Consider the following 22,652-nt stretch of genomic DNA (forward strand, 5'->3'; position numbering starts at 1 on the left):
GTATTTCCAGCACGGCTGCATCCCATGACCCCCCTGATTTTCGTCACCGGCGGTGTGGTGTCCTCGCTTGGCAAGGGCATCGCCGCGGCGTCGCTGGCCTCCATTCTGGAAGCGCGTGGCCTCTCGGTCACCATGATGAAGCTCGATCCCTACATCAATGTGGATCCGGGCACCATGAGCCCGTTCCAGCATGGCGAGGTCTATGTCACCGACGACGGCGCCGAGACCGATCTCGACCTCGGCCACTACGAGCGTTTCGTCCATACCCGCCTCACCGGCAAGAACTCCATCACCACCGGCAAGATCTACGAGAGCGTGATCCGCAAGGAGCGCCGCGGCGACTACCTGGGCGCCACCGTGCAGGTGATCCCGCACATCACCGACGAGATCAAGCACTGCATTCACGAGGCCACGCGCGGCTTCGACGTGGCGCTGGTGGAGATCGGCGGCACGGTGGGCGACATCGAGTCGCTGCCGTTCCTCGAGGCGATCCGCCAGCTGCGCTCCGAGCACGGCCCGGAAAAGTGCCTGTTCATGCATCTCACCCTGGTGCCCTTCATCAAGGCCGCCGGCGAGATCAAGACCAAGCCGACCCAGCATTCGGTGAAGGAGCTGCGCTCCATCGGCATCCAGCCGGACATCCTGTTGTGCCGCAGCGAGCAGCCGCTGCCCGAGGGCGAGCGCCGCAAGATCGCGCTGTTCACCAACGTGCCCGAGAACGCCGTGATCAGCGCGGTGGACGTGGACGTGATCTACAAGACCCCGTTGTGGCTGCACCAGCAGGGGCTGGACGAGATCGTGGTGAAGCGGCTGGGCCTCGACGCGAAGCCGGCCGATCTCTCCGGCTGGCAGCGCACGGTGGATGCCGTGGTGCACCCGAAGGACGAGGTCACTGTGGCCATCGTCGGCAAGTACGTGGAGCACAAGGACGCCTACAAGTCGCTGGGCGAGGCGCTGCGCCACGGAGGCATCAAGCAGCAGACGCGCGTGAACCTGCAGTGGATCGATTCCGAGCAGGTCGAGGCCGAGGGTGCCGCCAAGGTGCTGGGCGGCATGGACGCGATCCTGGTGCCGGGCGGCTTCGGCAAGCGCGGCTTCGAGGGCAAGATCATGGCCGCGAAGTACGCGCGCGAGCACGGCGTGCCGTACTTCGGCATCTGCTACGGCATGCACGCGGCGGTGGTGGATTTCGCCCGCCACGTGGCCGGCCTGGCCGATGCCGACTCCAGCGAGAACGACCGCAACACGCCCAATCCGGTGATCGCGCTGATCACCGAATGGACGACGGCTGCCGGCGAAGTCGAGCAGCGCAGCGAGCGCTCGGATCTCGGCGGCACCATGCGCCTCGGCGCCCAGGAATGCCGCCTCAAGGCCGGCACGCTGGCGCGCGAGATGTACGGCCAGGAAGTGGTGCGCGAGCGTCACCGCCACCGCTACGAATTCAACAACCGCTACCGACAGAGTTTCGAGGACCAGGGCCTGGTGATCTCCGGCAAGTCGATGGACGACCTGCTGGTGGAGATCGTCGAACTGTCGCCGCAGAAGCACCCGTGGTTCCTCGGCTGCCAGGCACACCCGGAGTTCACCTCCACGCCGCGCGACGGCCATCCGCTGTTCATCGGCTTCGTGCACGCCGCGCGCGAGTACAAGGCGGTGCGCGACGGGCAGAAGCTGGCGCAGGGAGCCGTGGCATGAAGCTGTGCGGGTTCGAAGTCGGCCTCGACCAGCCACTGTTCCTGATCGCCGGCCCCTGCGTGGTCGAATCCGAGCAGTTGCAGCTGGATACCGCCGGCAAGCTCAAGGAGATCACCGGCAAGCTGGGCATCCATTTCATCTTCAAGTCCAGCTTCGACAAGGCCAACCGTTCTTCCGGCACCAGCTTTCGTGGCCTGGGCATGGAAGAAGGGCTGCGTATCCTCGGCGAGGTGAAGCGCCAGATCGGCGTGCCGGTGCTTACCGACGTGCACGAGTACACCCCGTTCGCCGAGGTGGCTTCGGTGGTGGACGTGTTGCAGACGCCTGCCTTCCTGTGCCGCCAGACCGATTTCATCCAGGCCGTGGCCCGTGCCGGCAAGCCGGTGAACATCAAGAAGGGCCAGTTCCTCGCGCCCTGGGACATGAAGAACGTGGTCGCCAAGGCCAAGGACGTCGGCAACGACGCCATCATGGTGTGCGAGCGCGGCGCCAGCTTCGGCTACAACAATCTGGTTTCCGACATGCGCAGCCTGAGCGCGATGCGCGACACCGGCTGCCCGGTGGTGTTCGACGCCACGCACTCGGTGCAGCTGCCGGGCGGCCAGGGCACGAGCTCCGGCGGCCAGCGCGAGTTCGTGCCGGTGCTGGCGCGTGCCGCGGTGGCGGCTGGCGTGGCCGGTCTGTTCGCCGAAACCCATCCCGATCCTTCCAAGGCGCTCAGTGACGGTCCCAACGCATGGCCGCTGGACAAGATGGAAGCGTTGCTGGAAACCCTGCTGGAACTGGACGCCGTGACCAAGCGTCACGGCTTCCTCGAAAACACTTTGTAAGCCCCGGATCGTCCCCTCTCCAAAACTTTGAAGGATTGCAGCCGCATGAGTACCGACATCACCCGCATTCACGCCCGTGAAATCCTCGACTCGCGCGGCAATCCCACGCTGGAGGCCGAGGTCACCCTGGCGGGCGGCGGTTTCGGTCGCGCCGCAGTGCCCAGCGGCGCCAGCACGGGCACGCGCGAGGCGGTGGAACTGCGTGACGGCGACAAGTCGCGCTACCTCGGCAAGGGCGTGAAGAATGCGGTGGCCAACGTCAACAACTCCATCGCCAGCGAGCTGAAGGGGTTCGACGCAGCCAACCAGGGCGGCCTGGACGCCAAGCTGATCCGGCTCGACGGCACGCCGAACAAGGGCAAGCTGGGCGCCAACGCGCTGCTCGGCGTATCGATGGCCGCCGCGCACGCGGTGGCGGCGCAGCGCAAGCAGGCGTTGTGGCAGTACCTCGCGGAGATCAACGGCACCACCGGCAAGCCCGGTGCGCTGCCGGTGCCGATGATGAACATCATCAACGGCGGCGCGCATGCCGACAACAACGTCGACGTGCAGGAATTCATGGTGCTGCCGGTGGGCGTGTCCAGCTTCGCCGAGGCGCTGCGCGCCGGCGCGGAGATCTTCCACGCGCTGAAGAGCGTGCTGAAGGGCAAGGGCCTGAACACCGCGGTGGGCGACGAAGGCGGCTTCGCGCCGGACCTGCGCTCCAACATCGAGGCGCTGGACACCATCCTCGAGGCAGTGAACAAGGCCGGCTACAAAGTCGGCAGCGAGATCCTGCTCGGCCTCGACGCGGCCAGCTCCGAGTTCTTCAAGGATGGCAAGTACGACCTGGCAGGCGAGGGCAAGATCTACACCTCCGAGCAATGGGTCGACGTGCTGGCCGGCTGGACCCGGCAGTACCCGATCATCACCATCGAGGACGGCATGGCCGAAGGCGACTGGGGCGGCTGGAAGCTGCTCACCGACGCCATCGGCAAGAACATCCAGGTGGTGGGCGACGACCTGTTCGTCACCAATCCGGCCATCTTCAAGGAAGGCATCGACAAGGGCATCGCCAACGCCATCCTGATCAAGGTCAACCAGATCGGCACGCTGTCCGAAACGCTGGAAGCCATCGCCATGGCCGACGCGGCGAAGTACGCGGCGATCGTGTCGCACCGCTCGGGCGAGACGGAAGACACCACCATCGCCGACATCGCCGTGGCCACCACCGCGACCCAGATCAAGACCGGCTCGCTGTGCCGCACCGACCGCGTGGCTAAGTACAACCAGCTGCTGCGCATCGAGGAGGCGCTGGGCGCGTCGGCACGCTATGCCGGCCGCAACGCCTTCCCGAACCTGGCCCATCTGCCGGGCTGACGGAAGCACGTTGCCCCATGCTGCGTTGGGTCGCTCTCGTCCTGGTTCTGCTGCTGATCGGACTGCAGATGAAACTGTGGTCCGCGCAGGGCGGTGTGCATGAGGTGGATGCCCTGCGCGTGGCCATCAAGAAACAGACCGACGAGAACGGCCGCCTGCAGCAGCGCAACCAGGCGCTGGCCGCCGACGTGGCCGACCTGAAGAACGGCAATCAGGCCATCGAGGCGCGTGCGCGCACCGGGCTGGGCCTCATCAAGCCCGGCGAGGTGTTCTATCAGGTGGACAGCCAGCCGGCGGGCGCGAGCAGCAGCTTGCCCTTGCCGCCACCAGCCCGCCCGGCAGGCGCCGCCGCGGGCGGCGTCGTCAAATGAGCGAGGCCCTGTGGTGCGTGGTGCCAGCCGCAGGTCGCGGCATGCGCATGGGTGCGGATTGTCCCAAGCAATACCTGCCGCTGGCCGGCAAGCCGCTGATCGCGCATACGCTGGAGCGGCTGGCGGCGCATCCGCGCATCGCCGGCCTGCTGGTGGTGCTCGGCGCGCGGGACGAACTCTGGCCCGGCATCGAAACACTGCATGGCAAACCGGTGCGCGTCGCCATCGGTGGCGCCGAGCGCAGCGATTCGGTGCTGGCCGGCCTCAACGCGTTGCCTTCCGAAGTGGAGAATGCCGACTTCGTGCTGGTACATGACGCCGCACGCCCCTGCGTGCGTGCGAAGGACATCACGCAACTGATCGAGCGCGCTTCCGAAACCGATGGGGGTCTGCTTGGCGCGCCGTTGCGCGACACGCTCAAGCGTGCCGGTGAAGGCGACTGCAGCCTCGCCACGGAGCCGCGCGACCAGCGTTGGCGTGCATTCACGCCGCAGATGTTCCGCCGCGGCGAACTCGTTGCTGCGTTGGGCGCGGTATCGAACCATGGCCGTGCGGTCAGCGACGAAGCGATGGCGATGGAACTGGCCGGCTTCCGGCCGCTGCTGGTCGAAGGCGCCGAGGACAACATCAAGGTCACCACGGCGGCGGACCTCGCGCTCGCCGAATTCCTGCTGGCGAGGACGGCATGAGCATGCGCATCGGCAACGGCTTCGACGTGCACGCCTTCGGCGAGGGCGACCACGTCACCCTGGGCGGCGTGCGCATCCCTCACGCGCACGGCCTGCTCGCGCACTCCGACGGCGACGTGGTGATCCACGCGCTGTGCGACGCCATCTTCGGCGCGCTGGCGCTGGGCGACATCGGCAAGCACTTCCCCCCCTCGGACGAACGCTGGCGCAATGCCGACAGCCGCCAGTTCCTGCGCCATGCCGCCATGCTGGCGGCACAACATGGCTATGCGCTGGGCAACGCCGATATCACCGTGATCTGTGAATCCCCAAAGATCGGCCCGCACGCGCAGGCCATGCGTGAAAACCTTGCCGCCGATCTCGACTGCCAGCTCGGCCAGGTCAGCATCAAGGCCACCACCACCGAAAAACTCGGTTTCACCGGCCGCGGCGAAGGCATCGCCGCACAAGCCAGCGTATTGCTTGAAAGGCACTGAAGCACGAGTACTTCGATCCTCAGTTTCCAGATATGGCACGGTGTGGCCGTATCGTATGAGGGAGTGAACACCCGGATACCTGTCACGCCATGACGACTCAAGAGCTTCCATTCGCCCACGGCACCGCGCCTCCACTGGCAGCGCGCCTGCGCTGCACCCCTGAAGACTTCGTCGTCGAGGAAATCCTGGGCTACGACGCCGACGGCAACGGCGAGCACGCCTTGCTGTGGGTGGAGAAGCGCGGTGCCAACACCGACTGGCTGGCAAGGGAGCTGGCGAAATTCGCCGGCGTGCCGCCGCTGGCCGTGGGCTACGCCGGCCTGAAGGACCGGCACGCGGTGACGCGCCAGGCCTTCACCGTGCAACTCGCCGGCAAACCCGATCCCGACTGGTCGGCCTTCCCGCACGAGAACGTGAAAGTGCTGGCCGCCACTCGTCACGGCCGCAAGCTCAAGCGCGGTGCCTTGCGCGGCAACCGCTTCGTGCTGGTGCTGCGTGAGGCGCAAGGCGAGCGTGAACGCGCGGAACAGGTGCTGGCCGCGATCGCGGCACGCGGCGTGCCCAACTACTTCGGCGAACAGCGCTTCGGCCGCGAGGGCGGCAACCTGGAGCAGGCGCGCGCGATGTTCGCGGGACGCAGGGTGGATCGCGACAAGCGCGGCTTCCTGCTCTCCGCCGCGCGCTCGCAGATCTTCAACGACGTGTTGGCGGTCCGCGTCGAGCGCGGCACATGGGATGCGCAACTGGATGGTGAAATCTGGTCGCTGGCCGGCTCGCGTTCCTGGTTCGGGCCGGAGCCGTACAACGATGTCCTGGCGCAGCGCCTGGCCAAGGGAGACATCCATCCTTCCGGTCCGTTGTGGGGGCAGGGCGAACCACCCACGGCAGGCGAGGCGGGCGAGTTGGAACGCGAAGTCGCCGCAACGCACGATGATCTTGCGCGAGGCATCGCCGCTGCGCGCATGGATCAGGAACGCAGGCCGCTTCGCCTGTTGCCTAAAGACTTGCGCTGGCGCTGGCTGGCCGACGATGCACTGGAATTGTCTTTCGAGTTGCCGGCGGGCGCGTATGCGACGGTGGTGGCACGCGAAGTTGCAGCGTCTGCGTAGACAGGAGGTCGCGGTGGCGAATGACGCGTTGATTGCGCTGATATCGATGGGGATGTTGGCAGTCGCGTTCCTTGGATGGAGGAGTTCACTATCCGAGCGCGAGAACGCCGAGTTGTTCAAGACGACGGGCGAGCTGAAATCGCCCAGATATCGGGTGGTGCTTTTTCTGGCGCTTGGCCTGCTCAGTAGTGTCATCTCCATGGCAACTTTTCATCATGGGCGTGGCGGTGTGACTTGGCCCATGGCTCTGATTGGCCTTGCCGGATCGGTGTTCGTCTGGATCCGCTCCTTTTTTGGCCTTCGTTTGGAACAAAACGACATCCGCTTTGGTTGGCGATGCGGACAAGTTGTTGCCTATACGGATGTGCTCGAACTTGAGCGCAGATCGGATAGTCGTGAAGCACACCTGGTGTTGGTGCTCAGATCCGGTGTGCGGCGACGAATCGGCAGTTCCTTTCCGTGCGAGTGGCTGCTCATAGACGAATTGCAAAAGCGCACGGGATGCACGGTCACTTACTGGCTGGGCAATCGCACCACCGCCAAGCCGGAATGGCTGGCTTTGCAATCGAACTACGAAAAAGCCAAGCCCGGTACGCGGAAATAAGGCCTCGCGTCAACCTTGGAGTAGCACAACCACCGCCCCGGTGCCGCCTTGCGCCGGCCTTGCCGAAGCGAACGCGATCACGTCGTCCCGCCGCCGCAGCAGGCGATCGGTGAGCGTCTTCAATACCGGGCCGGCGGCTTTCGAGCGCAGACCCTTGCCGTGGATGATGCGCACGCAGCGCAGGCCGTGCCGTTTCGCTTCGGCGAGGAAGACGGCGATGCTGGCCTGCGCCGCGGCGGCGTTCATCTGATGCAGGTCGACTTCGTCCTGCACGCTGTACTGGCCGCGCTTCAACTGGCGCAACAGCTTCGGCGGATAGCCGTCGCGCAGATAGTTGAGTTCCTCGCCTACCTCGAGCGTGGCCGGGTCGAAGGCCATCTCCAGCAATTCGCCCGGCACGGCGGCTTCGTCGGCTTCTAGCATGCGCGGCTGCGGCGAGGGCTTCGGTGCGGACGGCGGTGCGGCTTGCGTGTCGATGTGGCGCACTTCGCCGACCGCCTCGCGGAACAGGCGGGCATCGTCTTCGCTGATCGCAGGCGGCCGGCGTTGCATGCCCCGATGCTAGCAAGCAACGGCTCGGGCGCAATGCATGCCGTCGATCCGTGAAACCGCGGTGTCGCTCCGGTAAACTCGGGCGATTGCGGGGTGCGCTTGCCTCTTGGCGATGCGCTGCGGTCGACTCAACACGGATCAGCATGCGAGTTCTTGTCAGCAACGACGATGGCGTGGATGCGCGGGGCATTCATGTGCTTGCCGCGCGTTTGCGCGAGGTGGGCGAGGTGACGGTGGTGGCGCCCGATCGCGACCGTTCCGGCGCCAGCAATTCGCTGACCCTGGACGCGCCGCTGCGCGTATTGCGCATGGAGGATGGCCGTTACCGCGTCGCGGGCACGCCCACCGACTGCGTGCATCTCGCATTGTCCGGCCTGCTCGACCACGAACCCGACATCGTGGTATCCGGTATCAACAACTCGGCCAATCTTGGCGACGACGTGATCTATTCCGGCACGGTCTCGGCGGCGATGGAAGGGCGCTTCCTCGGCTTGCCGGCCATCGCGGTGTCGCTGGTCAGCGAGGATCATCGCGGCGAGCATTACGACTCCGCGGCGACGGCTGTGCTGTTGCTGATGCGCCGCCTGCTGGTCGATCCGCTGCCGGCCGACACCATCCTCAACGTCAACGTGCCGGATCGGCCCTGGCCGGAAATCCGCGGCTTCGAGGTCACGCGGCTGGGGCGTCGCCATCGTGCGGCGCCATGCATCGCGCAGACCGACCCGCGCGGTCGCCCGATCTGGTGGATCGGCCCGGCGGGCGAAATCGATGACGCCGGCCCTGGCACGGACTTCGACGCCGTCCGTCGCGGCCATGTTTCGGTCACTCCCATCCATGTCGATCTCACCCGCTACCAGGCACTGGAAAAGGTGAGCAGTTGGGTGCAATCGCTGGGCAAAGACCAGGCCGCGCCCGGCCACAAGGCGGCTTGAGCGATGAGCATGCACACGCTGCCACCATCGGTATTGAAAGGCGAGGGCATGACCTCGCAGCGCGCGCGCGACCGGCTCGCCGCGCAGCTCAAGGAAAGCGGAGTCCGCGATGCACGGGTGATCGACGTGATCCGGAACCTGCCGCGCCACCATTTCATCGACCAGGCGCTGCATTCGCGCGCCTACGAGAACACCGCGTTGCCGATCGGCCACGGCCAGACCATTTCCCAGCCCTGGGTCGTGGCGCGGATGACCGAAGCGTTGCTGGAGCACTTCGACGAGCGCAAGGAAAAGCCCGGCCGCGTGCTGGAAATCGGCACGGGCTCCGGCTACCAGGCCGTGGTGTTGGCGGCGCTGGTCGAGCAGGTCTACACGGTGGAGCGCATCGAGGAACTGCTGCGCCAGGCGCGGCGGCGCTTCCGTCAGCTCGGCATCGGCAACATCCGTTCGCGCCACGACGATGGCAAGCTCGGCTGGGCTGACGAGGCGCCGTTCGACGCGGTGATCCTCACCGCGGCAGGCGACAGCATTCCCAGCCGCATTCTGGAGCAGCTCAGTCCCAGCGGCGTGCTGGTGGCGCCCGTAGGGTCGCCCAGCAATCAGGTACTGATTCGCCTGCGCGGCGACGGAGAGGGCGATTTCGTGCAGGAAGAACTCGGGGCGGTCAGCTTCGTGCCATTGCTCGGGGGCATCGGCTGATGCGTTTGTTCGGCAGACTCTACGCCCGCGCGCTGACGTGGGCGCGCCATCCCCACGCCGTTCGTTACCTGTGCGGACTCAGCTTCGTCGAAGCCTTCATCTTCCCGATCATGCCGGAGGTGATGCTGGCGCCGATGATGCTGGGAAAGCGGCACAGGGCGTTCTTCTACGCGAACATCAGCCTGGCCTTCTCGCTGCTCGGTGCGTTGGTCGGTTACACGCTGGGGCATTGGGCGTTCGAGGCGTTGAAGCCGCTGCTTGGCACGCTGCATCTGCTGGCGCCCATCGAGCTGGGTGTGCAGAGCCTGCGCACACAGATGGCCGAGCATCGCTGGGGGCTCTATGGCGTGCTGATGCTGGCAGCCTTGCAGCCGGTGGTACCGATGAAGTTCGTGACCTGGGCAGCGGGTATCGTCGGCGTGCCGGTGCTGCCCTTCCTTGCTTGCGTGGCGCTGGGGCGCGGCAAGCGCGTGTGGTTGCTGGCGTTGTTGATACGGCTGTTCGGCGAGCGCGCCGAGCACCTGCTGCACAAATACATCGAATGGATCGGCTGGGCCGTGCTGGTGTTGCTGGGAGCATTGCTGGCGTGGTGGATCTGGCGGCATTGACGGCGGCGGGTCGCATGAAAGTACAGGGGTGCTTCGCTATGCTGGCGCGCATGAATCGATACCGTTCTTTATTGCCGCTCTTCGTTGTATCGCTGCTGCTGTCGGCCTGCAGTACTGTGGTGGTGGAGCCGGCTCCGGGCCAGCAGCACTACGGCGCGCCCGTTGCGCCTGCACATGCCGTGGCGCGCACGCCGATTCCCGGTGGCAGCTATGTGGTGGTCAAGGGCGACACCATGTATTCGATCGCCTTCCGCAACAGCGTGGACTATCGCGACTTGGCGAAGTGGAACGGCATCGCCGTGCCCTACACGATCTGGCCGGGGCAGAAGCTGCGCCTGTCGCCGCCAAACGGCGGCAGCGCACCGCCCTCGCAGGCGGCGACTGCCGTAGCCAAGGCGAACCCTGCATCCACACCAGCTGCGCCGCCTGCTCCGGCCGCGCCGGTCTTCGAGAATGTGCCGGCGGAAGCGTCGGTATCGAATGCCGCGAGCGCGGTAGCGCCGCCGCATGCGCAGGCACCCACGGCAACGACCGCTGCGTCAATTACCGTGCCTGCCGTACCGGCGAGTACCGTGGTGCCCGTCGCGGGTGGCCCCAAGCCTGTGCCACCGCCGGCTCCGGCCCCGACGCCCGTGGTAGCGACCGGCAATTCCCACGCGGCGGGCGGCGTGACCTGGCGCTGGCCGGCCGACGGACAGATCCTCAAACGCTTCACGCCTGGCGACGCGGTGCCGGGTGTCGAGATCGCCGGCAATGCCGGCGACCCGGTGCGAGCGGCGGCCGATGGCGTGGTGGTGTACAGCGGCAATGGCCTGGTCGGCTATGGCGAGCTGGTCATCATCAAGCACAACGACAGCCTGCTGTCCGCCTATGGGCACAACAGCAAGCGTCTGGTTACGGAAGGCCAGCGCGTCAGCGCCGGCCAGGAGATCGCCCTGATGGGTTCCAGCGGCGCCTCGCGCGTGGAGCTGGGGTTCCAGATCCGCAAGGACGGCAACCCGGTCGATCCGATGAGTTACCTGCCAGCGAAGTGAGTTCTTCCTGAATAGCGCGGCCCCGGACAGCCGCCCGTCTGGTCTTTGCGCTCAGGAATGAGCGCCAAGAATGAACGCGGCGACGACACGCCGTCCTTCGCCGGCCAACAGGTTGTAGGTGCGTGCGGCCGCAGCGTTGTCCATCGCCTCGAGGCCGATACCCTTGCGCAGGAAGCCAGCCATGAAGGCAGCCGGTGGAAATGCCTGGCGCGAACCGGTGCCCAGCAGTACCAGCTCCGGTTGCAGGGCGAGCAGGGTTTCGACGTGCTCGGCCCCCAGGCTGCCGATTTCGTGTACCGGCCAGTGTTCGACCGCTTGGTCGGGTGCCAGCAAGAAGCTGTCAGTGAGCTCGCGGTCGATCAGAGTGATGCCGCTCTCGCCGACGCGGCGTACGAACAGGTACCCATCGGGCCGGTCGAGCGAGAGATCCATCAGCGGGGCAGGGCGATCTTCGGCTCGTCGGCATTGCGACGGAACAGCACGGCGACGTGGCCGATCTGCTGCACGGCTTCGGCGCCGGTGCCGGTCAGCAGGACGTCGAGTTGCGCTTGTCGCTCGTCCTTGTCACCACCGGAGAGCTTCACCTTGACCAGTTCGTGGATCTCCAGCGCCGAGCCCAGTTCCTTGACCACGGCTTCGCTGGCGCCCTTGTTGCCGAGCAGGATGACCGGGTTCAGGCCATGGGAAAGGCTGCGCAGGTAACGGATCTGCGACGGAGAGAGGGCCATGCGGTGGCTTCGATTCGCGGGGATTGGGCGGCAAAGGGTATCATGCGCGACCATACCCCTGTAGCGATGTTGTCCCATGAGCCGCAGCAAGAGCAGCGCCGGCTGGCTGCGTGAACATTTCAATGACGTCTACGTGAAGAAGGCGCAGGCTGAGGGCGTGCGCTCGCGCGCCGTCTACAAACTGGAGGAGCTGATCGACCGCGACCGCCTGCTCAAGCCGGGCATGGCCGTGGTGGATCTGGGCGCTGCGCCGGGCGGATGGTCGCAACTGGTGCGGCAACGGTTGGGCGACAGCGGCAAGGTGTTCGCGCTGGATATCCTGCCGATGCAGAGCATCGCCGGCGTGGATTTCCTGCAGGGCGATTTCCGCGAGGAAACCGTGGTGCAGGCGCTGGAGGCGCGGCTGGAAGGGCAGAAGCTGGATCTTGTGCTGTCCGACATGGCCCCCAATATGAGTGGAGTGGCGTTGGCCGACCAGATCCGGGCAATGGCGCTGGCCGAACTGGCGCTGGATTTTTCCCGGCAGTGGCTTAAGCCGGGAGGTGCGTTCCTGATCAAGCTGTTCCAGGGCGCGGGCTTCGACGATTACCTGCGCAGCTTGCGCGCGGACTTCTCGCGCGTGACGATGCGTAAACCAAAGGCCTCACGCGCGCGTTCGCGCGAGGTGTACGCGCTGGCGACCGGCCGCAAGGCCGCCGCGGCGCATCCGGGCGGGAACGGCGCATGAACGAAACAGCGAAACAAGTGTTGCTCTGGGTGATCATCGCGGTGGTGTTGTTCACCGTATTCCAGAGCTTCAACCCGCACGGTGGCGGGTCGTCCAACATGGCCTACAGCGCCTTTGCACAGAGTGTGGACAACGGCAACGTTTCCAGCGCCGTGATCAGCGCCGACCAGCCGGCCAGCATCAGCGGCAAGCTGAAGGACGGCACCAGCTACCGAACCGTGGCCCCGATGCTGGGTTTCTCCACCAATGCGGTGGTGAAACAGATGCAGGACAAGGGCGTGGAAGTCCGTCAGGATCCTGCCGAGAGCTTTTCGCTGATCGGCTTGTTCGTAAGCTGGTTGCCGATCCTGGTGTTCGCCGGTGTACTCATCTGGTTCATGCGCCAGATGCAGTCCGGCGGCGGCGGGCGCGGTGCGATGAGTTTCGGCCGTTCGCGCGCCAAACTGCAGGGCGAGGACCAGGTCAAGGTCAACTTCAGTGACGTGGCCGGTTGCGACGAGGCCAAGGAGGAGGTGGGCGAACTCGTCGAATTCCTGCGCGACCCGTCCAAGTTCCAGAAACTGGGAGGCAAGATTCCGCGCGGCGTGCTGATGGTTGGCCCGCCCGGCACCGGCAAGACCTTGCTGGCCAAGGCCATCGCGGGCGAGGCCAAGGTGCCGTTCTTCTCGATCTCCGGTTCGGACTTCGTGGAAATGTTCGTGGGCGTGGGCGCCAGCCGCGTGCGCGACATGTTCGAGCAGGCCAAGAAGCATGCGCCCTGCATCATCTTCATCGATGAAATCGACGCGGTCGGCCGCCATCGTGGCGCCGGCCTCGGCGGTGGCCACGACGAGCGCGAACAGACCCTCAACCAGTTGCTGGTCGAGATGGACGGCTTCGAAGGCACCGAAGGCATCATCGTGATCGCGGCTACCAATCGTCCCGACGTGCTCGATCCCGCGCTGCTGCGCCCGGGTCGTTTCGACCGTCAGGTGGTGGTGGGCCTGCCAGACGTGAAGGGGCGCGAGCAGATCCTCAAGGTGCACCTGCGCAAGGTGCCGGTCGCCGCCGACGTCGACGCCATGACCATCGCGCGTGGCACACCGGGTTTCTCCGGGGCCGACCTCGCCAACCTGGTCAACGAGGCGGCGCTGTTCGCCGCACGCGAGAACGCGCGCGAAGTGCGCATGGCTCACCTGGACAAGGCGCGCGACAAGATCCTGATGGGCACCGAGCGCCGCTCGATGGCGATGAGCGAGGACGAAAAGAAACTCACCGCCTACCACGAGGCCGGCCATGCCATCGTCGGCCGCCTGGTGCCGGAGCACGATCCGGTCTACAAGGTCACCATCATCCCGCGCGGCCGTGCGCTGGGCGTCACCATGTATCTGCCGGAAGGCGATCGCTACAGCATGAACCGGGTGGCGATCGAATCGCAGTTGTGTTCGCTGTACGGTGGACGCGTGGCGGAAGAGCTGATCTTTGGCACCGACAAGGTGACTACAGGTGCCTCAAACGACATCGAGCGTGCCACCAAGATGGCGCGCAACATGGCCACCAAATGGGGCCTGTCCGACGAGCTTGGCCCGATCACCTATGGCGAGGACGAGGACGAAGTGTTCCTCGGCCGTTCGGTGACTCAGCACAAGAGCATTTCCAACGAAACCGCCAGCAAGATCGACGGGGTGGTGCGCGGCATCCTGGATCGCGCCTATGCGCGCAGCACCCAGCTGTTGACCGACAACATCGAAAAGCTGCACGCAATGGCAGAGGCGCTGCTGCAGTACGAGACCATCGACGCGCGCCAGATTGACGACATCATGGCCGGACGGCAGCCGGGGCCGCCTGCGGACTGGAACCGCAATGCCGGCGGTGGTTCCACGCCGCCGCCTCCGCCGCCCAAGAGCGGTGACTCCACGGTGGGCAAGGTGGGCGATCCGGCGACACAGAACCGCTCCGGCCTGGACGTCTGAATTGGCCGTCTGGACGTCCAGACGGAAGTGGGTGCCGAATCGACCAAAGGGAGCCGCCACGACGGCTCCCTTTGTCGTTTGTGGAGCGGCCTGGTAATCCTGCCCGGCGAGTTTCGACGCGCAGCCGGAATGGAACAGGGCAGAGCACGGATTGCGAACGTGAAAAAAATTCACGAAAAGTGTTGACCTTCGATGCGTGACCCTGAATAATTCCGCTCCTCGCTTCGGCGGCCAGTGAAACCGGTCGACGAAACGATAAGTTCAGTGCGCGCCCGTAGCTCAGTTGGATAGAGTACCTGGCTACGAACTAGGTGGTCGGGAGTTCGAATCTCTCCGGGCGCGCCATTTTGTACTGCAAGTCGAAGCATCCGCGCTTCGTCATGCGCCGCGGAACAGGCTGTTTGCCGATGCCGCGGGATGGTGGGCATGGTGTCCTGGGCGATGCTTGCGGTTTGATGCTTGGTACGATCAACCGTGGTGTTCCGAGGCTCCGTTGATGAAGGCTGTCGCGGGCTCGTTCGGGGTATAGCTCAGTCTGGTAGAGCGTTGCGTTTGGGACGCAAAAGTCGGGGGTTCGAATCCCTCTGCCCCGACCACTGCCTGTTCTGCAAATGGCGTCCGCGCCTGTAGCTCAACCGGATAGAGCATCGGCCTTCTAAGCCGACGGTTGCAGGTTCGAGTCCTGTCGGGCGCACCACTAAATGATTTCATGGTGGACGTAGCTCAGCTGGTAGAGTCCCGGATTGTGATTCCGGTCGTCGTGGGTTCGAGTCCCATCGTTCACCCCAAAATTCAGGTTTCAGGGCCGTTAGCTCAGTTGGTAGAGCAGTTGACTCTTAATCAATTGGTCGTAAGTTCGAATCTTACACGGCCCACCAACACCGGAACGCCGACCCTCGTGGTCGGCGTTTCGCTTTGCGGATGCGGCTGGCGACATGCGTTGCGTGCTTGTGCTGCGGCTTGGCGCGCCCGTACAATGAACCGCTTTAGCGCAGGGTAATCATCGACTTAGGTACTGGCTGGGCGGGTGGGGTTCTGCCATGAAAGCCGGGCACGACAAGCGAAAGTGGCGGAACTGGTAGACGCACCAGATTTAGGTTCTGGCGGGTAACCCCCGTGCGGGTTCGAGTCCCGCCTTTCGCACCAACAGTGATGGTTCTCGGCGCAGCTTACGGTTGCCGCCATGGCGCCCGGTCGGGTGTCACAACAATCAGGTTTCAGGAGACGACATGCAGGTTTCGGTTGAAAGCATCGGCACGCTCGAGCGCAAGCTCACTGTGAAGTTTCCCGCCGAGCGCTACGAGACGCAGGTGGGTGCGCGCATCGCGGAGCTGGGTCGCACGGTGCGACTGAAGGGTTTCCGCCCGGGCAAGGTGCCGGTGGCCGTCATCAAGCAGCGCTTCGGAGAACAGGTGCGTGGCGAAGTGTTGTCCGACCTGATCGGCAGCACGCTGCGCGAGGCGGTGACGCAGGAGAAGCTGCAGCCGATCGCCAACCCCGCCATCGACACCACCGGCAAGCCGGAAAACGGCGAAATTGCCTACACCGCCACCTTCGAGGTGATGCCGGAGTTTCCGTCGATCGACGTCTCCGCGCTGGAGATCAAGCGTCCGCAGGCCGCGGTGAGCGACGCCGACATCGAGAAGATGCTGGAAACGCTGCGCCAGCAGCGCCGCAGCTTCGAACTGGTCGAGCGTGCTTCGGTCGAGGGCGATTTCGTGATGTTCGAGTACGCCGCGCAGGTTGGCGACTACCGCTTCCCGGCGGAAGGCCTGGAGCGTGCTGGCAGCGTGCTGGGCTCGGGTAATCTGTTCAAGGCGCTGGACTCGGCGCTGACGGGTCACAAGGCCGATGACAGCTACGAGGCCGACATCGAATTTCCGGCGGATTTCCGCAACGAGAACTTGGCCGGCAAGACTGCCAAGGTCAGCTTCAAGGTCGTCAAGGTGCAGGAGCCGAAGCTGCCGGAGATCGACGCCGAGTTCGCCAAGTTGTTTGGCATCGCCGATGGCGACCTGGAACACTTCCGCAAGGAAGTGCGGGCGAACCTCGAGCGCGAGCTGAAGGCGGCGCTGATGGGCCGCCTGAAGTCCGAGGTGGCCGAAAAGCTGTCCGACAAGCATGGTTCGCTGGACGTGCCGAACATGCTGGTGCAGTCCGAGGCCCGTGCGATGGCCGCGGGCAGCGTGCCGCGTGGCCAGCAGCCGCCGCCGCAGTTGGTCGAAGCAGCCCTGCCGATGGCGCGCAAACGCGTGATCGCGGGCCTGCTGATGGGCGAGATCGCCCGCAAGCAGGAGCTGAAGATCGATCGCACGCGTGTGGCGGAGCAGCTCGCCGCGATCGCCTCGACCTACGAAGAGCCGGAAAAGGTCATTGAACTCTACAACGGCGACCCCCAGTTGATGTCTGGGTTGCAGAACCGCGTGATGGAAGACCAGGTGGCCGAGTGGGTGGCGGAGCATGCCAACACCACCGTGCAAGACCTGAGCTTCGACGAAGTGATGCGCCCCGCGGGCGCCTGATACAGGCATCCGTCCATCGGGTCTGGCGCACGCCGGGCCCGATGGCATACTCCCTTCAGGCACATCAATCAGAGAGCGCACAGACCATGGAACCGATCCAGAACCTCAACTTGGTGCCGATGGTCGTCGAGCAGACCGCCCGCGGCGAGCGTTCCTACGACATCTATTCGCGCCTGCTGAAGGAGCGCGTGATCTTCCTGGTCGGCGAAGTGAACGACCAGGTGGCGAACCTGCTGGTCGCGCAGATGCTGTTCCTCGAATCGGAAAATCCGGACAAGGACATCCACCTGTACATCAACAGCCCGGGCGGTGCGGTCACGGCGGGTCTGGCGATCTACGACACCATGCAGTACATCAAGCCCGACGTCAGCACCATGTGCATTGGCCAGGCATGCAGCGCGGCTTCCTTGCTGCTCATGGCCGGCGCCAAGGGCAAGCGTTTCTCGCTGCCGAATTCGCGCGTGATGATCCATCAGCCCTCGGGGGGCGCCCGTGGCCAGGCCACCGACATCGAGATCCAGGCGCAGGAAATCCTCTATCTGCGTCGGCGCCTCAATGACATCTATGTGCAGCACACCGGCCAGCCGCTGGAGAAGATCGAGCGGGACATGGAGCGCGACCGCTTCATGAGCGCCGAGGCGGCCCGCGAATACGGCCTGATCGATGCGGTGCTCGACCGCCGTGCCGTCGATTCGGTCAAATCGGCCTGATATTGACCTTGCGATCATCCTGATCGCAAGGTCAAGTGGGTGGCCGTCCATGGCCCCACTCATCGCGGTATCGACCAAGGGGCTTCGCGTCCGCCAGCCGGTGCGGAGCCCTGTGCTATTCTCGGGCCGTAATTGAATTAACCACGGTTTTACCAGCGGGATCGAATATGAGCGACGACCGACAGGGGCGTTCCGGTGACAGCGGCAAGATTCTCTACTGCTCTTTCTGCGGAAAGAGCCAGCATGAGGTGCGCAAGCTGATCGCGGGTCCGTCCGTGTTCATCTGCGACGAGTGCGTTGAGCTTTGCAACGACATCATCCGCGAAGAGCTGGAAGAAAAGGCGGCCTCCGGTCGCACTCAGCTGCCCAAGCCGAAGGAAATCCGCGAGTCGCTGGATCAGTACGTGGTGGGCCAGGCTCGCGCCAAGAAGGCGCTGGCGGTGGCGGTATACAACCACTACAAGCGGATGGAGTCGCGCCAGAAGGGCGACGACGTCGAGCTGGGCAAGTCCAACATCCTGCTGATCGGCCCCACCGGCTCAGGCAAGACGCTGCTTGCCGAGACGCTGGCGCGCCTGCTCAACGTGCCGTTCACCATCGCCGACGCCACCACGCTGACCGAAGCCGGCTACGTGGGCGAGGACGTCGAGAACATCATCCAGAAGCTGCTGCAGAAGTGCGACTACGACGTCGAGAAGGCGCAGTCGGGCATCGTCTACATCGACGAGATCGACAAGATTTCGCGCAAGAGCGAGAACCCGTCAATCACCCGCGACGTTTCCGGCGAAGGCGTGCAGCAGGCACTGCTCAAGCTGATCGAGGGCACGCTGGCCTCGGTGCCACCGCAGGGTGGACGCAAGCATCCGCAGCAGGAATTCCTGCAGGTGGACACCAAGAACATCCTGTTCATCTGCGGCGGCGCGTTCGCCGGCTTGGAAAAAGTGATACAGCAGCGTTCCGAAAGCACCGGCATCGGTTTCGGCGCCGAAGTGCGCAGCAAGGAGCGCACGCAGAACCTGGGCAAGGTGCTGGCCGACGTGGAGCCGGCGGACCTGGTGCGCTTCGGCCTGATCCCCGAATTCGTCGGTCGCCTGCCGGTGATCGCCACGCTGGAGGAGCTGGATGAGCCGGCGCTGGTGAAGATCCTGACCGAGCCGAAGAACGCCGTCACCAAGCAATTCAAGAAGCTGTTCGAGATGGAAGAGGTGGAGCTGGAGTTCCGCCCCGAGGCCCTGCAGGCGATCGCCAAGAAGGCGCTCAAGCGCAAGACTGGCGCACGCGGCTTGCGCACCATCCTCGAACAGGTGCTGCTCGACACCATGTATGAGCTGCCGTCGCTGGAGCACGTCAGCAAGGTGGTGGTGGACGACGCGGTGATCGAAGGTCAGGCCGAGCCCTACCTGATCTACCGGGGCAACCTGCAGCAGCGTGCGGCAGGCGAGGGCGGCGACGCCGCCTGATCGTCGCAGGCTATGCAAACACGGCTCCGGCGTCCGCGTCGGAGCCGTTTTGTTTTGAAGAGTGCAGGGACAGGTGGCGGTCCGCTCGAATCTCGTGAAACATGGACGTTCGCCTAGGTAGGCCGCGCTTGAGTAATTCCCGTTTTGCCACCACTTGACGTGTCATGCGGCCCGGCGCAGTGTCGGGCTCGCCCCACCGTATTGCCGTGAGAAAACCCGATGGCCAAGAACGCCCCCAAGCGCGCCATACTCGATGCGCTGCCCGTATTGCCACTGCGCGATGTGGTGGTCTATCCGCATATGGTCATCCCGTTGTTCGTTGGGCGGGACAAGTCGATGCGTGCGCTGGAGCGTGCCATGGAGGGCGAGCGGAAGATCCTGCTGGTGGCGCAGAAGAGCCCGGATATCGACGACCCGGCGGTGGACGATTTGCATCAGATCGGCACCTTGGCCGGCGTGTTGCAGCTGCTCAAACTGCCCGATGGCACGGTGAAGGTGCTGGTCGAGGGCCAGTCGCGCGTTTCCATCGAAGACTGCCGCGAGGACGGCGGCATGCTGGTGGCCGGTTCGCGCGTTATCGAGCCGGTCTATGGCAGCAAGGACCGCGAACTGGACGTGGTGTCGCGCACCCTGGTGTCGCTGTTCGAGCAACTGGTGAAGCAGAGCCGCAAGCTTCCGCCGGAAGTCCTGGCCAGCCTGTCCGGCATCGAGGACCCCTCGCGTGTGGCCGACTCGATCGCGGCGCACTTGTCCGTGCGCATGGCTGACAAGCAGAAGGTGCTGGAAACGGCCGACGTGGGGGAGCGGCTGGAATTGCTTATCGGCCTCGTCGACGGCGAAATGGACCTGCAGCAGGTGGAAAAGCGCATTCGCGGTCGCGTGAAGTCGCAAATGGAGAAGAGTCAGCGCGAGTACTACCTCAACGAGCAGATGAAGGCGATCCAGAAGGAGCTGGGTGAGGGCGAAGAGGGCCCGAACGAGATCGAGGAACTGCAGAAGAAAATCGAGAACGCCGGCATGCCCAAGCCGGTGCTGGCCAAGGCGCGGCAGGAATTCGGCAAGCTGCGCCAGATGTCGCCGATGTCGGCCGAGGCCACGGTGGTGCGCAACTACCTGGATTGGCTGATCGGCGTGCCGTGGAAGAAGCGCAGCAAGGTGCGCAAGGATCTGGCGCTGGCGCAGGAAGTGCTGGACGCTGACCACTTCGGCCTGGAGAAGGTCAAGGAGCGCATCCTCGAATACCTCGCCGTGCAGCATCGCGTATCGACGATGAAGGGGCCGATCCTGTGCCTGGTCGGACCGCCCGGCGTGGGCAAAACCTCGCTCGGTCAATCCATCGCCAAGGCTACCAACCGCAAATTCGTCCGGATGTCGCTGGGCGGAGTGCGGGACGAGGCGGAGATCCGCGGCCATCGGCGCACCTACATCGGATCGATGCCGGGTCGCATCGTGCAGAACCTCAACAAGACCGGCAGCAAGAACCCGCTGTTCGTGCTGGATGAGATCGACAAGATGTCGATGGACTTCCGCGGCGACCCGTCCTCGGCATTGCTGGAAGTACTCGATCCCGAACAGAACCATGCCTTCAATGATCACTATCTGGAGGTCGACCTCGACCTTTCCGAAGTGATGTGGGTCGCCACCGCGAATTCGTTGAACATTCCCGGGCCTCTGCTCGATCGCATGGAAGTGATCCGTATTCCGGGTTACACCGAGGACGAGAAGCTCAACATCGCGCAGAAGTATTTGCTTCCGAAGCAGCTCAAGGCGAATGGCCTGAGGCCGGAGGAATTGAGCGTCGCCGAGGAGGCCGTGCGCGACATCGTGCGCTACTACACGCGCGAGTCCGGCGTGCGCAATCTCGAGCGCGAGATATCCAAGATCTGCCGCAAGGTGGTGAAGGAGCTCACGTTAGGCGAAGTGCGCAAGGCCAAGGGCAAGACGAAGCCGGTGGCGGCGGCCAAGGCAGCCAAGGGCAAGACAAAGGCCGCGGGGGCCGTGGTCGTGGATTCGTCCAACCTCGACCACTACCTCGGCGTGCGCCGCTTCGACTTCGGCCGCAAGGAGCTGCAGAACGAGGTTGGCCTGGTCACCGGCCTGGCCTGGACCCAGGTGGGCGGCGAGTTGCTTAGCATCGAGGCGTCGGTGGTGCCGGGCAAGGGGCATCTGGTGCATACCGGTCAGCTTGGAGACGTGATGAAGGAATCCATCCAGGCCGCGTTGTCGGTGGTGCGCGCGCGCGTGGATCGATTGGGCATCGACGCCGATTTCCACCAGAAATTCGATATCCACGTGCACGTGCCCGAGGGCGCCACGCCGAAGGATGGCCCCAGTGCCGGCATCGGCATGTGCACCGCGTTGGTGTCCGCGCTGACCAAGGTGCCGGTGCGCTCGGAAGTGGCGATGACCGGCGAGATCACCCTGCGCGGCCGCGTACTGCCCATCGGTGGCCTAAAGGAGAAGCTGCTGGCGGCGCATCGCGGAGGCATCACCACGGTGATCATCCCGGAGGACAACAAGAAGGACTTGGCCGACATGCCGGCCAATGTCACCTCGTCGTTGGAAATCCACCCGGTGCGCTGGATCGACGAAGTGCTGGACATCGCATTGGAGCGCGCGCTGCAGCCGAACGAAGCGAAACCGGAATCGCACACGGCACACGAGGAAAAGCCGGAAGCCGAGGAGGCTGAGTCGCATATCCGCCCGCATTGAAATCACACGCAGGCAAGGCGCCGCCGGGTCGTCAATCGACCTGCGGCGCCTTGTTCATTCACGCCTCCGGAGAATCCGCAAGTGCCGCAGGTGTTTTGCGGGATGCAAAAGTTTCAGCGACCTCCATGTATCGCCCGGAAACCTTGCTGCAGCTTGTATTGCGGTGCTTGGCGAGGCGCTGGTATAAAGGCGGGACCGTGATCCCGGCGCCTGCTGCATGCGTCCGCGATGCGGGGTTGCGTCACGACGCCCAGCGGCTACCAACCATCCATGGCGGTTGCGCGCGCCCATGCCACGGGGCGAGCCTGCCGCAAAACGCACTAGGGAGTTTTCAATGAATAAAACCGATCTGATCAATGCCATCGCCGACAAGGCCGAACTGACCAAGGCCGATGCCGGTCGTGCGTTCGACGCGTTTGTCGAAGTCGTGCAGAAGTCGCTGAAGAAGGGCGAGGACGTGTCGGTGGTGGGTTTTGGCACCTTCACCGTGCGCAAGCGCGCCGCCCGCACCGGTCGCAACCCGCGCACCAACGAGACGATCAAGATCAAGGCTTCGAAGGTTCCCGCCTTCAAGGCTGGCAAGACGCTCAAGGACGCCCTAAACTGAGCGGCTGATGCTCGGTTTCGGGTGCTTAGCTCAGCGGTAGAGCGCCGCCCTTACAAGGCGATGGTCGTAGGTTCGATCCCTACAGCACCCACCAGAAATCTGTGGAGCGGTAGTTCAGTCGGTTAGAATGCTGGCCTGTCACGCCGGAGGTCGCGGGTTCGAGTCCCGTCCGCTCCGCCACGGTTTGCAAGGGCGCCCCAGCGGCGCCCTTGTTGTTTGACGACGTCGCTGGGGAAGCCGTCGTGTTGAATGGTTCAGGCAACGCGCGCCGAGTGC

At 64.7% G+C, this 22,652-nt stretch carries 22 protein-coding genes and 8 tRNA genes; 27 read left to right on the forward strand and 3 right to left on the reverse strand.

Going from position 1 to position 22,652, the window contains the following annotated elements:
* Positions 1-24: 24 nt before the first annotated feature.
* From ISP25_RS03060 to ISP25_RS03095, 8 genes are all read left to right on the forward strand, one after another.
* Positions 25-1,695, forward strand: a complete 1,671-nt coding sequence (locus ISP25_RS03060) for a CTP synthase (protein WP_192157726.1) — start codon at positions 25-27, stop codon at positions 1,693-1,695.
* Positions 1,692-2,525 carry a 3-deoxy-8-phosphooctulonate synthase gene (kdsA, locus tag ISP25_RS03065; protein ID WP_404611588.1) on the forward strand — a complete coding sequence of 278 codons (834 nt, stop codon included), beginning with the start codon at positions 1,692-1,694 and terminating at the stop codon, positions 2,523-2,525. The genes ISP25_RS03060 and kdsA overlap by 4 nt, the downstream gene beginning before the upstream one ends.
* A gap of 45 nt (positions 2,526-2,570) precedes the next feature.
* Positions 2,571-3,884: a phosphopyruvate hydratase gene (eno, locus tag ISP25_RS03070; RefSeq protein ID WP_404611590.1), complete on the forward strand. Its 1,314-nt coding sequence runs from the start codon at positions 2,571-2,573 to the stop codon at positions 3,882-3,884.
* Between the two features lie 17 nt (positions 3,885-3,901).
* On the forward strand, positions 3,902-4,255 hold the full coding sequence (gene ftsB / locus ISP25_RS03075; protein ID WP_192157720.1) for a cell division protein FtsB: 354 nt from the start codon (positions 3,902-3,904) through the stop codon (positions 4,253-4,255).
* Positions 4,252-4,944, forward strand: a complete 693-nt coding sequence (gene ispD / locus ISP25_RS03080; protein ID WP_404611593.1) for a 2-C-methyl-D-erythritol 4-phosphate cytidylyltransferase — start codon at positions 4,252-4,254, stop codon at positions 4,942-4,944. The genes ftsB and ispD overlap by 4 nt, the downstream gene beginning before the upstream one ends.
* Positions 4,945-4,946: 2 nt before the next feature.
* Positions 4,947-5,420, forward strand: a complete 474-nt coding sequence (gene ispF, locus ISP25_RS03085; protein WP_404612068.1) for a 2-C-methyl-D-erythritol 2,4-cyclodiphosphate synthase — start codon at positions 4,947-4,949, stop codon at positions 5,418-5,420.
* Between the two features lie 89 nt (positions 5,421-5,509).
* Positions 5,510-6,529, forward strand: a complete 1,020-nt coding sequence (truD, locus tag ISP25_RS03090; RefSeq protein ID WP_404611595.1) for a tRNA pseudouridine(13) synthase TruD — start codon at positions 5,510-5,512, stop codon at positions 6,527-6,529.
* Positions 6,530-6,542: 13 nt separating this feature from the next.
* Complete coding sequence (locus tag ISP25_RS03095) at positions 6,543-7,133, forward strand: hypothetical protein (RefSeq protein WP_404611597.1); 591 nt, start codon at positions 6,543-6,545, stop codon at positions 7,131-7,133.
* A 9-nt stretch (positions 7,134-7,142) separates the two neighbouring features.
* Here ISP25_RS03095 and ISP25_RS03100 read toward each other — a convergent pair whose 3' ends face one another.
* Positions 7,143-7,685 (reverse strand): Smr/MutS family protein, encoded by a 543-nt coding sequence (locus ISP25_RS03100; RefSeq protein WP_404611599.1) that lies wholly within the window; start codon positions 7,683-7,685, stop codon positions 7,143-7,145.
* A gap of 143 nt (positions 7,686-7,828) precedes the next feature.
* Here ISP25_RS03100 and surE point away from each other — a divergent pair, with 143 nt between their 5' ends.
* Genes surE through ISP25_RS03120 form a run of 4 tightly spaced genes read left to right on the forward strand, consistent with a single transcriptional unit; the run spans position 7,829 to position 10,958 of the window.
* On the forward strand, positions 7,829-8,617 hold the full coding sequence (gene surE, locus ISP25_RS03105; RefSeq protein WP_404611600.1) for a 5'/3'-nucleotidase SurE: 789 nt from the start codon (positions 7,829-7,831) through the stop codon (positions 8,615-8,617).
* A gap of 3 nt (positions 8,618-8,620) precedes the next feature.
* On the forward strand, positions 8,621-9,316 hold the full coding sequence (locus ISP25_RS03110) for a protein-L-isoaspartate(D-aspartate) O-methyltransferase (protein ID WP_192157707.1): 696 nt from the start codon (positions 8,621-8,623) through the stop codon (positions 9,314-9,316).
* On the forward strand, positions 9,316-9,924 hold the full coding sequence (locus ISP25_RS03115) for a YqaA family protein (RefSeq protein ID WP_192157705.1): 609 nt from the start codon (positions 9,316-9,318) through the stop codon (positions 9,922-9,924). Before ISP25_RS03110 ends, ISP25_RS03115 begins: the two co-directional genes overlap by 1 nt.
* A 50-nt stretch (positions 9,925-9,974) precedes the next feature.
* The gene (locus tag ISP25_RS03120; RefSeq protein ID WP_404611603.1) at positions 9,975-10,958 is read left to right on the forward strand and encodes a peptidoglycan DD-metalloendopeptidase family protein; all 984 of its coding nucleotides are present in this window, start codon (positions 9,975-9,977) and stop codon (positions 10,956-10,958) included.
* 51 nt (positions 10,959-11,009) lie between these two features.
* Here ISP25_RS03120 and ISP25_RS03125 read toward each other — a convergent pair whose 3' ends face one another.
* Positions 11,010-11,390 (reverse strand): Mth938-like domain-containing protein, encoded by a 381-nt coding sequence (locus ISP25_RS03125; RefSeq protein ID WP_192157703.1) that lies wholly within the window; start codon positions 11,388-11,390, stop codon positions 11,010-11,012.
* Positions 11,390-11,686 carry a YhbY family RNA-binding protein gene (locus tag ISP25_RS03130; RefSeq protein ID WP_404611605.1) on the reverse strand — a complete coding sequence of 99 codons (297 nt, stop codon included), beginning with the start codon at positions 11,684-11,686 and terminating at the stop codon, positions 11,390-11,392. Before ISP25_RS03130 ends, ISP25_RS03125 begins: the two co-directional genes overlap by 1 nt.
* Before the next feature lie 76 nt (positions 11,687-11,762).
* On the opposite strand from ISP25_RS03130, the gene rlmE reads away from it, so the two are divergent.
* The 15 genes from rlmE to ISP25_RS03205 all read left to right on the forward strand — a co-directional run bounded on the left by rlmE (position 11,763) and on the right by ISP25_RS03205 (position 22,556).
* Positions 11,763-12,413, forward strand: a complete 651-nt coding sequence (gene rlmE / locus ISP25_RS03135) for a 23S rRNA (uridine(2552)-2'-O)-methyltransferase RlmE (RefSeq protein ID WP_192157699.1) — start codon at positions 11,763-11,765, stop codon at positions 12,411-12,413.
* Positions 12,410-14,365: an ATP-dependent zinc metalloprotease FtsH gene (ftsH, locus tag ISP25_RS03140; RefSeq protein WP_192157697.1), complete on the forward strand. Its 1,956-nt coding sequence runs from the start codon at positions 12,410-12,412 to the stop codon at positions 14,363-14,365. The genes rlmE and ftsH overlap by 4 nt, the downstream gene beginning before the upstream one ends.
* A 268-nt stretch (positions 14,366-14,633) precedes the next feature.
* Positions 14,634-14,710 (forward strand) — tRNA-Arg (locus ISP25_RS03145).
* Between the two features lie 174 nt (positions 14,711-14,884).
* Positions 14,885-14,961 (forward strand) — tRNA-Pro (locus tag ISP25_RS03150).
* A gap of 24 nt (positions 14,962-14,985) precedes the next feature.
* Positions 14,986-15,062: transfer RNA gene (locus ISP25_RS03155), tRNA-Arg, on the forward strand.
* A gap of 15 nt (positions 15,063-15,077) precedes the next feature.
* Positions 15,078-15,153, forward strand: a tRNA-His gene (locus tag ISP25_RS03160).
* Positions 15,154-15,167: 14 nt separating this feature from the next.
* A tRNA-Lys gene (locus ISP25_RS03165) sits at positions 15,168-15,243 on the forward strand.
* Positions 15,244-15,425: 182 nt separating this feature from the next.
* Positions 15,426-15,511 (forward strand) — tRNA-Leu (locus tag ISP25_RS03170).
* An 83-nt stretch (positions 15,512-15,594) separates the two neighbouring features.
* The gene (gene tig / locus ISP25_RS03175; RefSeq protein WP_404611608.1) at positions 15,595-16,887 is read left to right on the forward strand and encodes a trigger factor; all 1,293 of its coding nucleotides are present in this window, start codon (positions 15,595-15,597) and stop codon (positions 16,885-16,887) included.
* Positions 16,888-16,973: 86 nt separating this feature from the next.
* Positions 16,974-17,597 carry an ATP-dependent Clp endopeptidase proteolytic subunit ClpP gene (gene clpP, locus ISP25_RS03180; RefSeq protein ID WP_192157693.1) on the forward strand — a complete coding sequence of 208 codons (624 nt, stop codon included), beginning with the start codon at positions 16,974-16,976 and terminating at the stop codon, positions 17,595-17,597.
* Between the two features lie 167 nt (positions 17,598-17,764).
* Positions 17,765-19,057, forward strand: a complete 1,293-nt coding sequence (gene clpX, locus ISP25_RS03185; RefSeq protein ID WP_192157691.1) for an ATP-dependent Clp protease ATP-binding subunit ClpX — start codon at positions 17,765-17,767, stop codon at positions 19,055-19,057.
* A gap of 219 nt (positions 19,058-19,276) precedes the next feature.
* The gene (lon, locus tag ISP25_RS03190) at positions 19,277-21,769 is read left to right on the forward strand and encodes an endopeptidase La (RefSeq protein ID WP_404611610.1); all 2,493 of its coding nucleotides are present in this window, start codon (positions 19,277-19,279) and stop codon (positions 21,767-21,769) included.
* Positions 21,770-22,103: 334 nt separating this feature from the next.
* On the forward strand, positions 22,104-22,376 hold the full coding sequence (locus tag ISP25_RS03195) for an HU family DNA-binding protein (protein ID WP_192106112.1): 273 nt from the start codon (positions 22,104-22,106) through the stop codon (positions 22,374-22,376).
* 19 nt (positions 22,377-22,395) lie between these two features.
* Positions 22,396-22,470: transfer RNA gene (locus tag ISP25_RS03200), tRNA-Val, on the forward strand.
* Between the two features lie 9 nt (positions 22,471-22,479).
* Positions 22,480-22,556 (forward strand) — tRNA-Asp (locus ISP25_RS03205).
* Positions 22,557-22,652 lie beyond the last annotated feature (96 nt).

The sequence above is a fragment of the Rhodanobacter hydrolyticus genome (assembly GCF_044904645.1).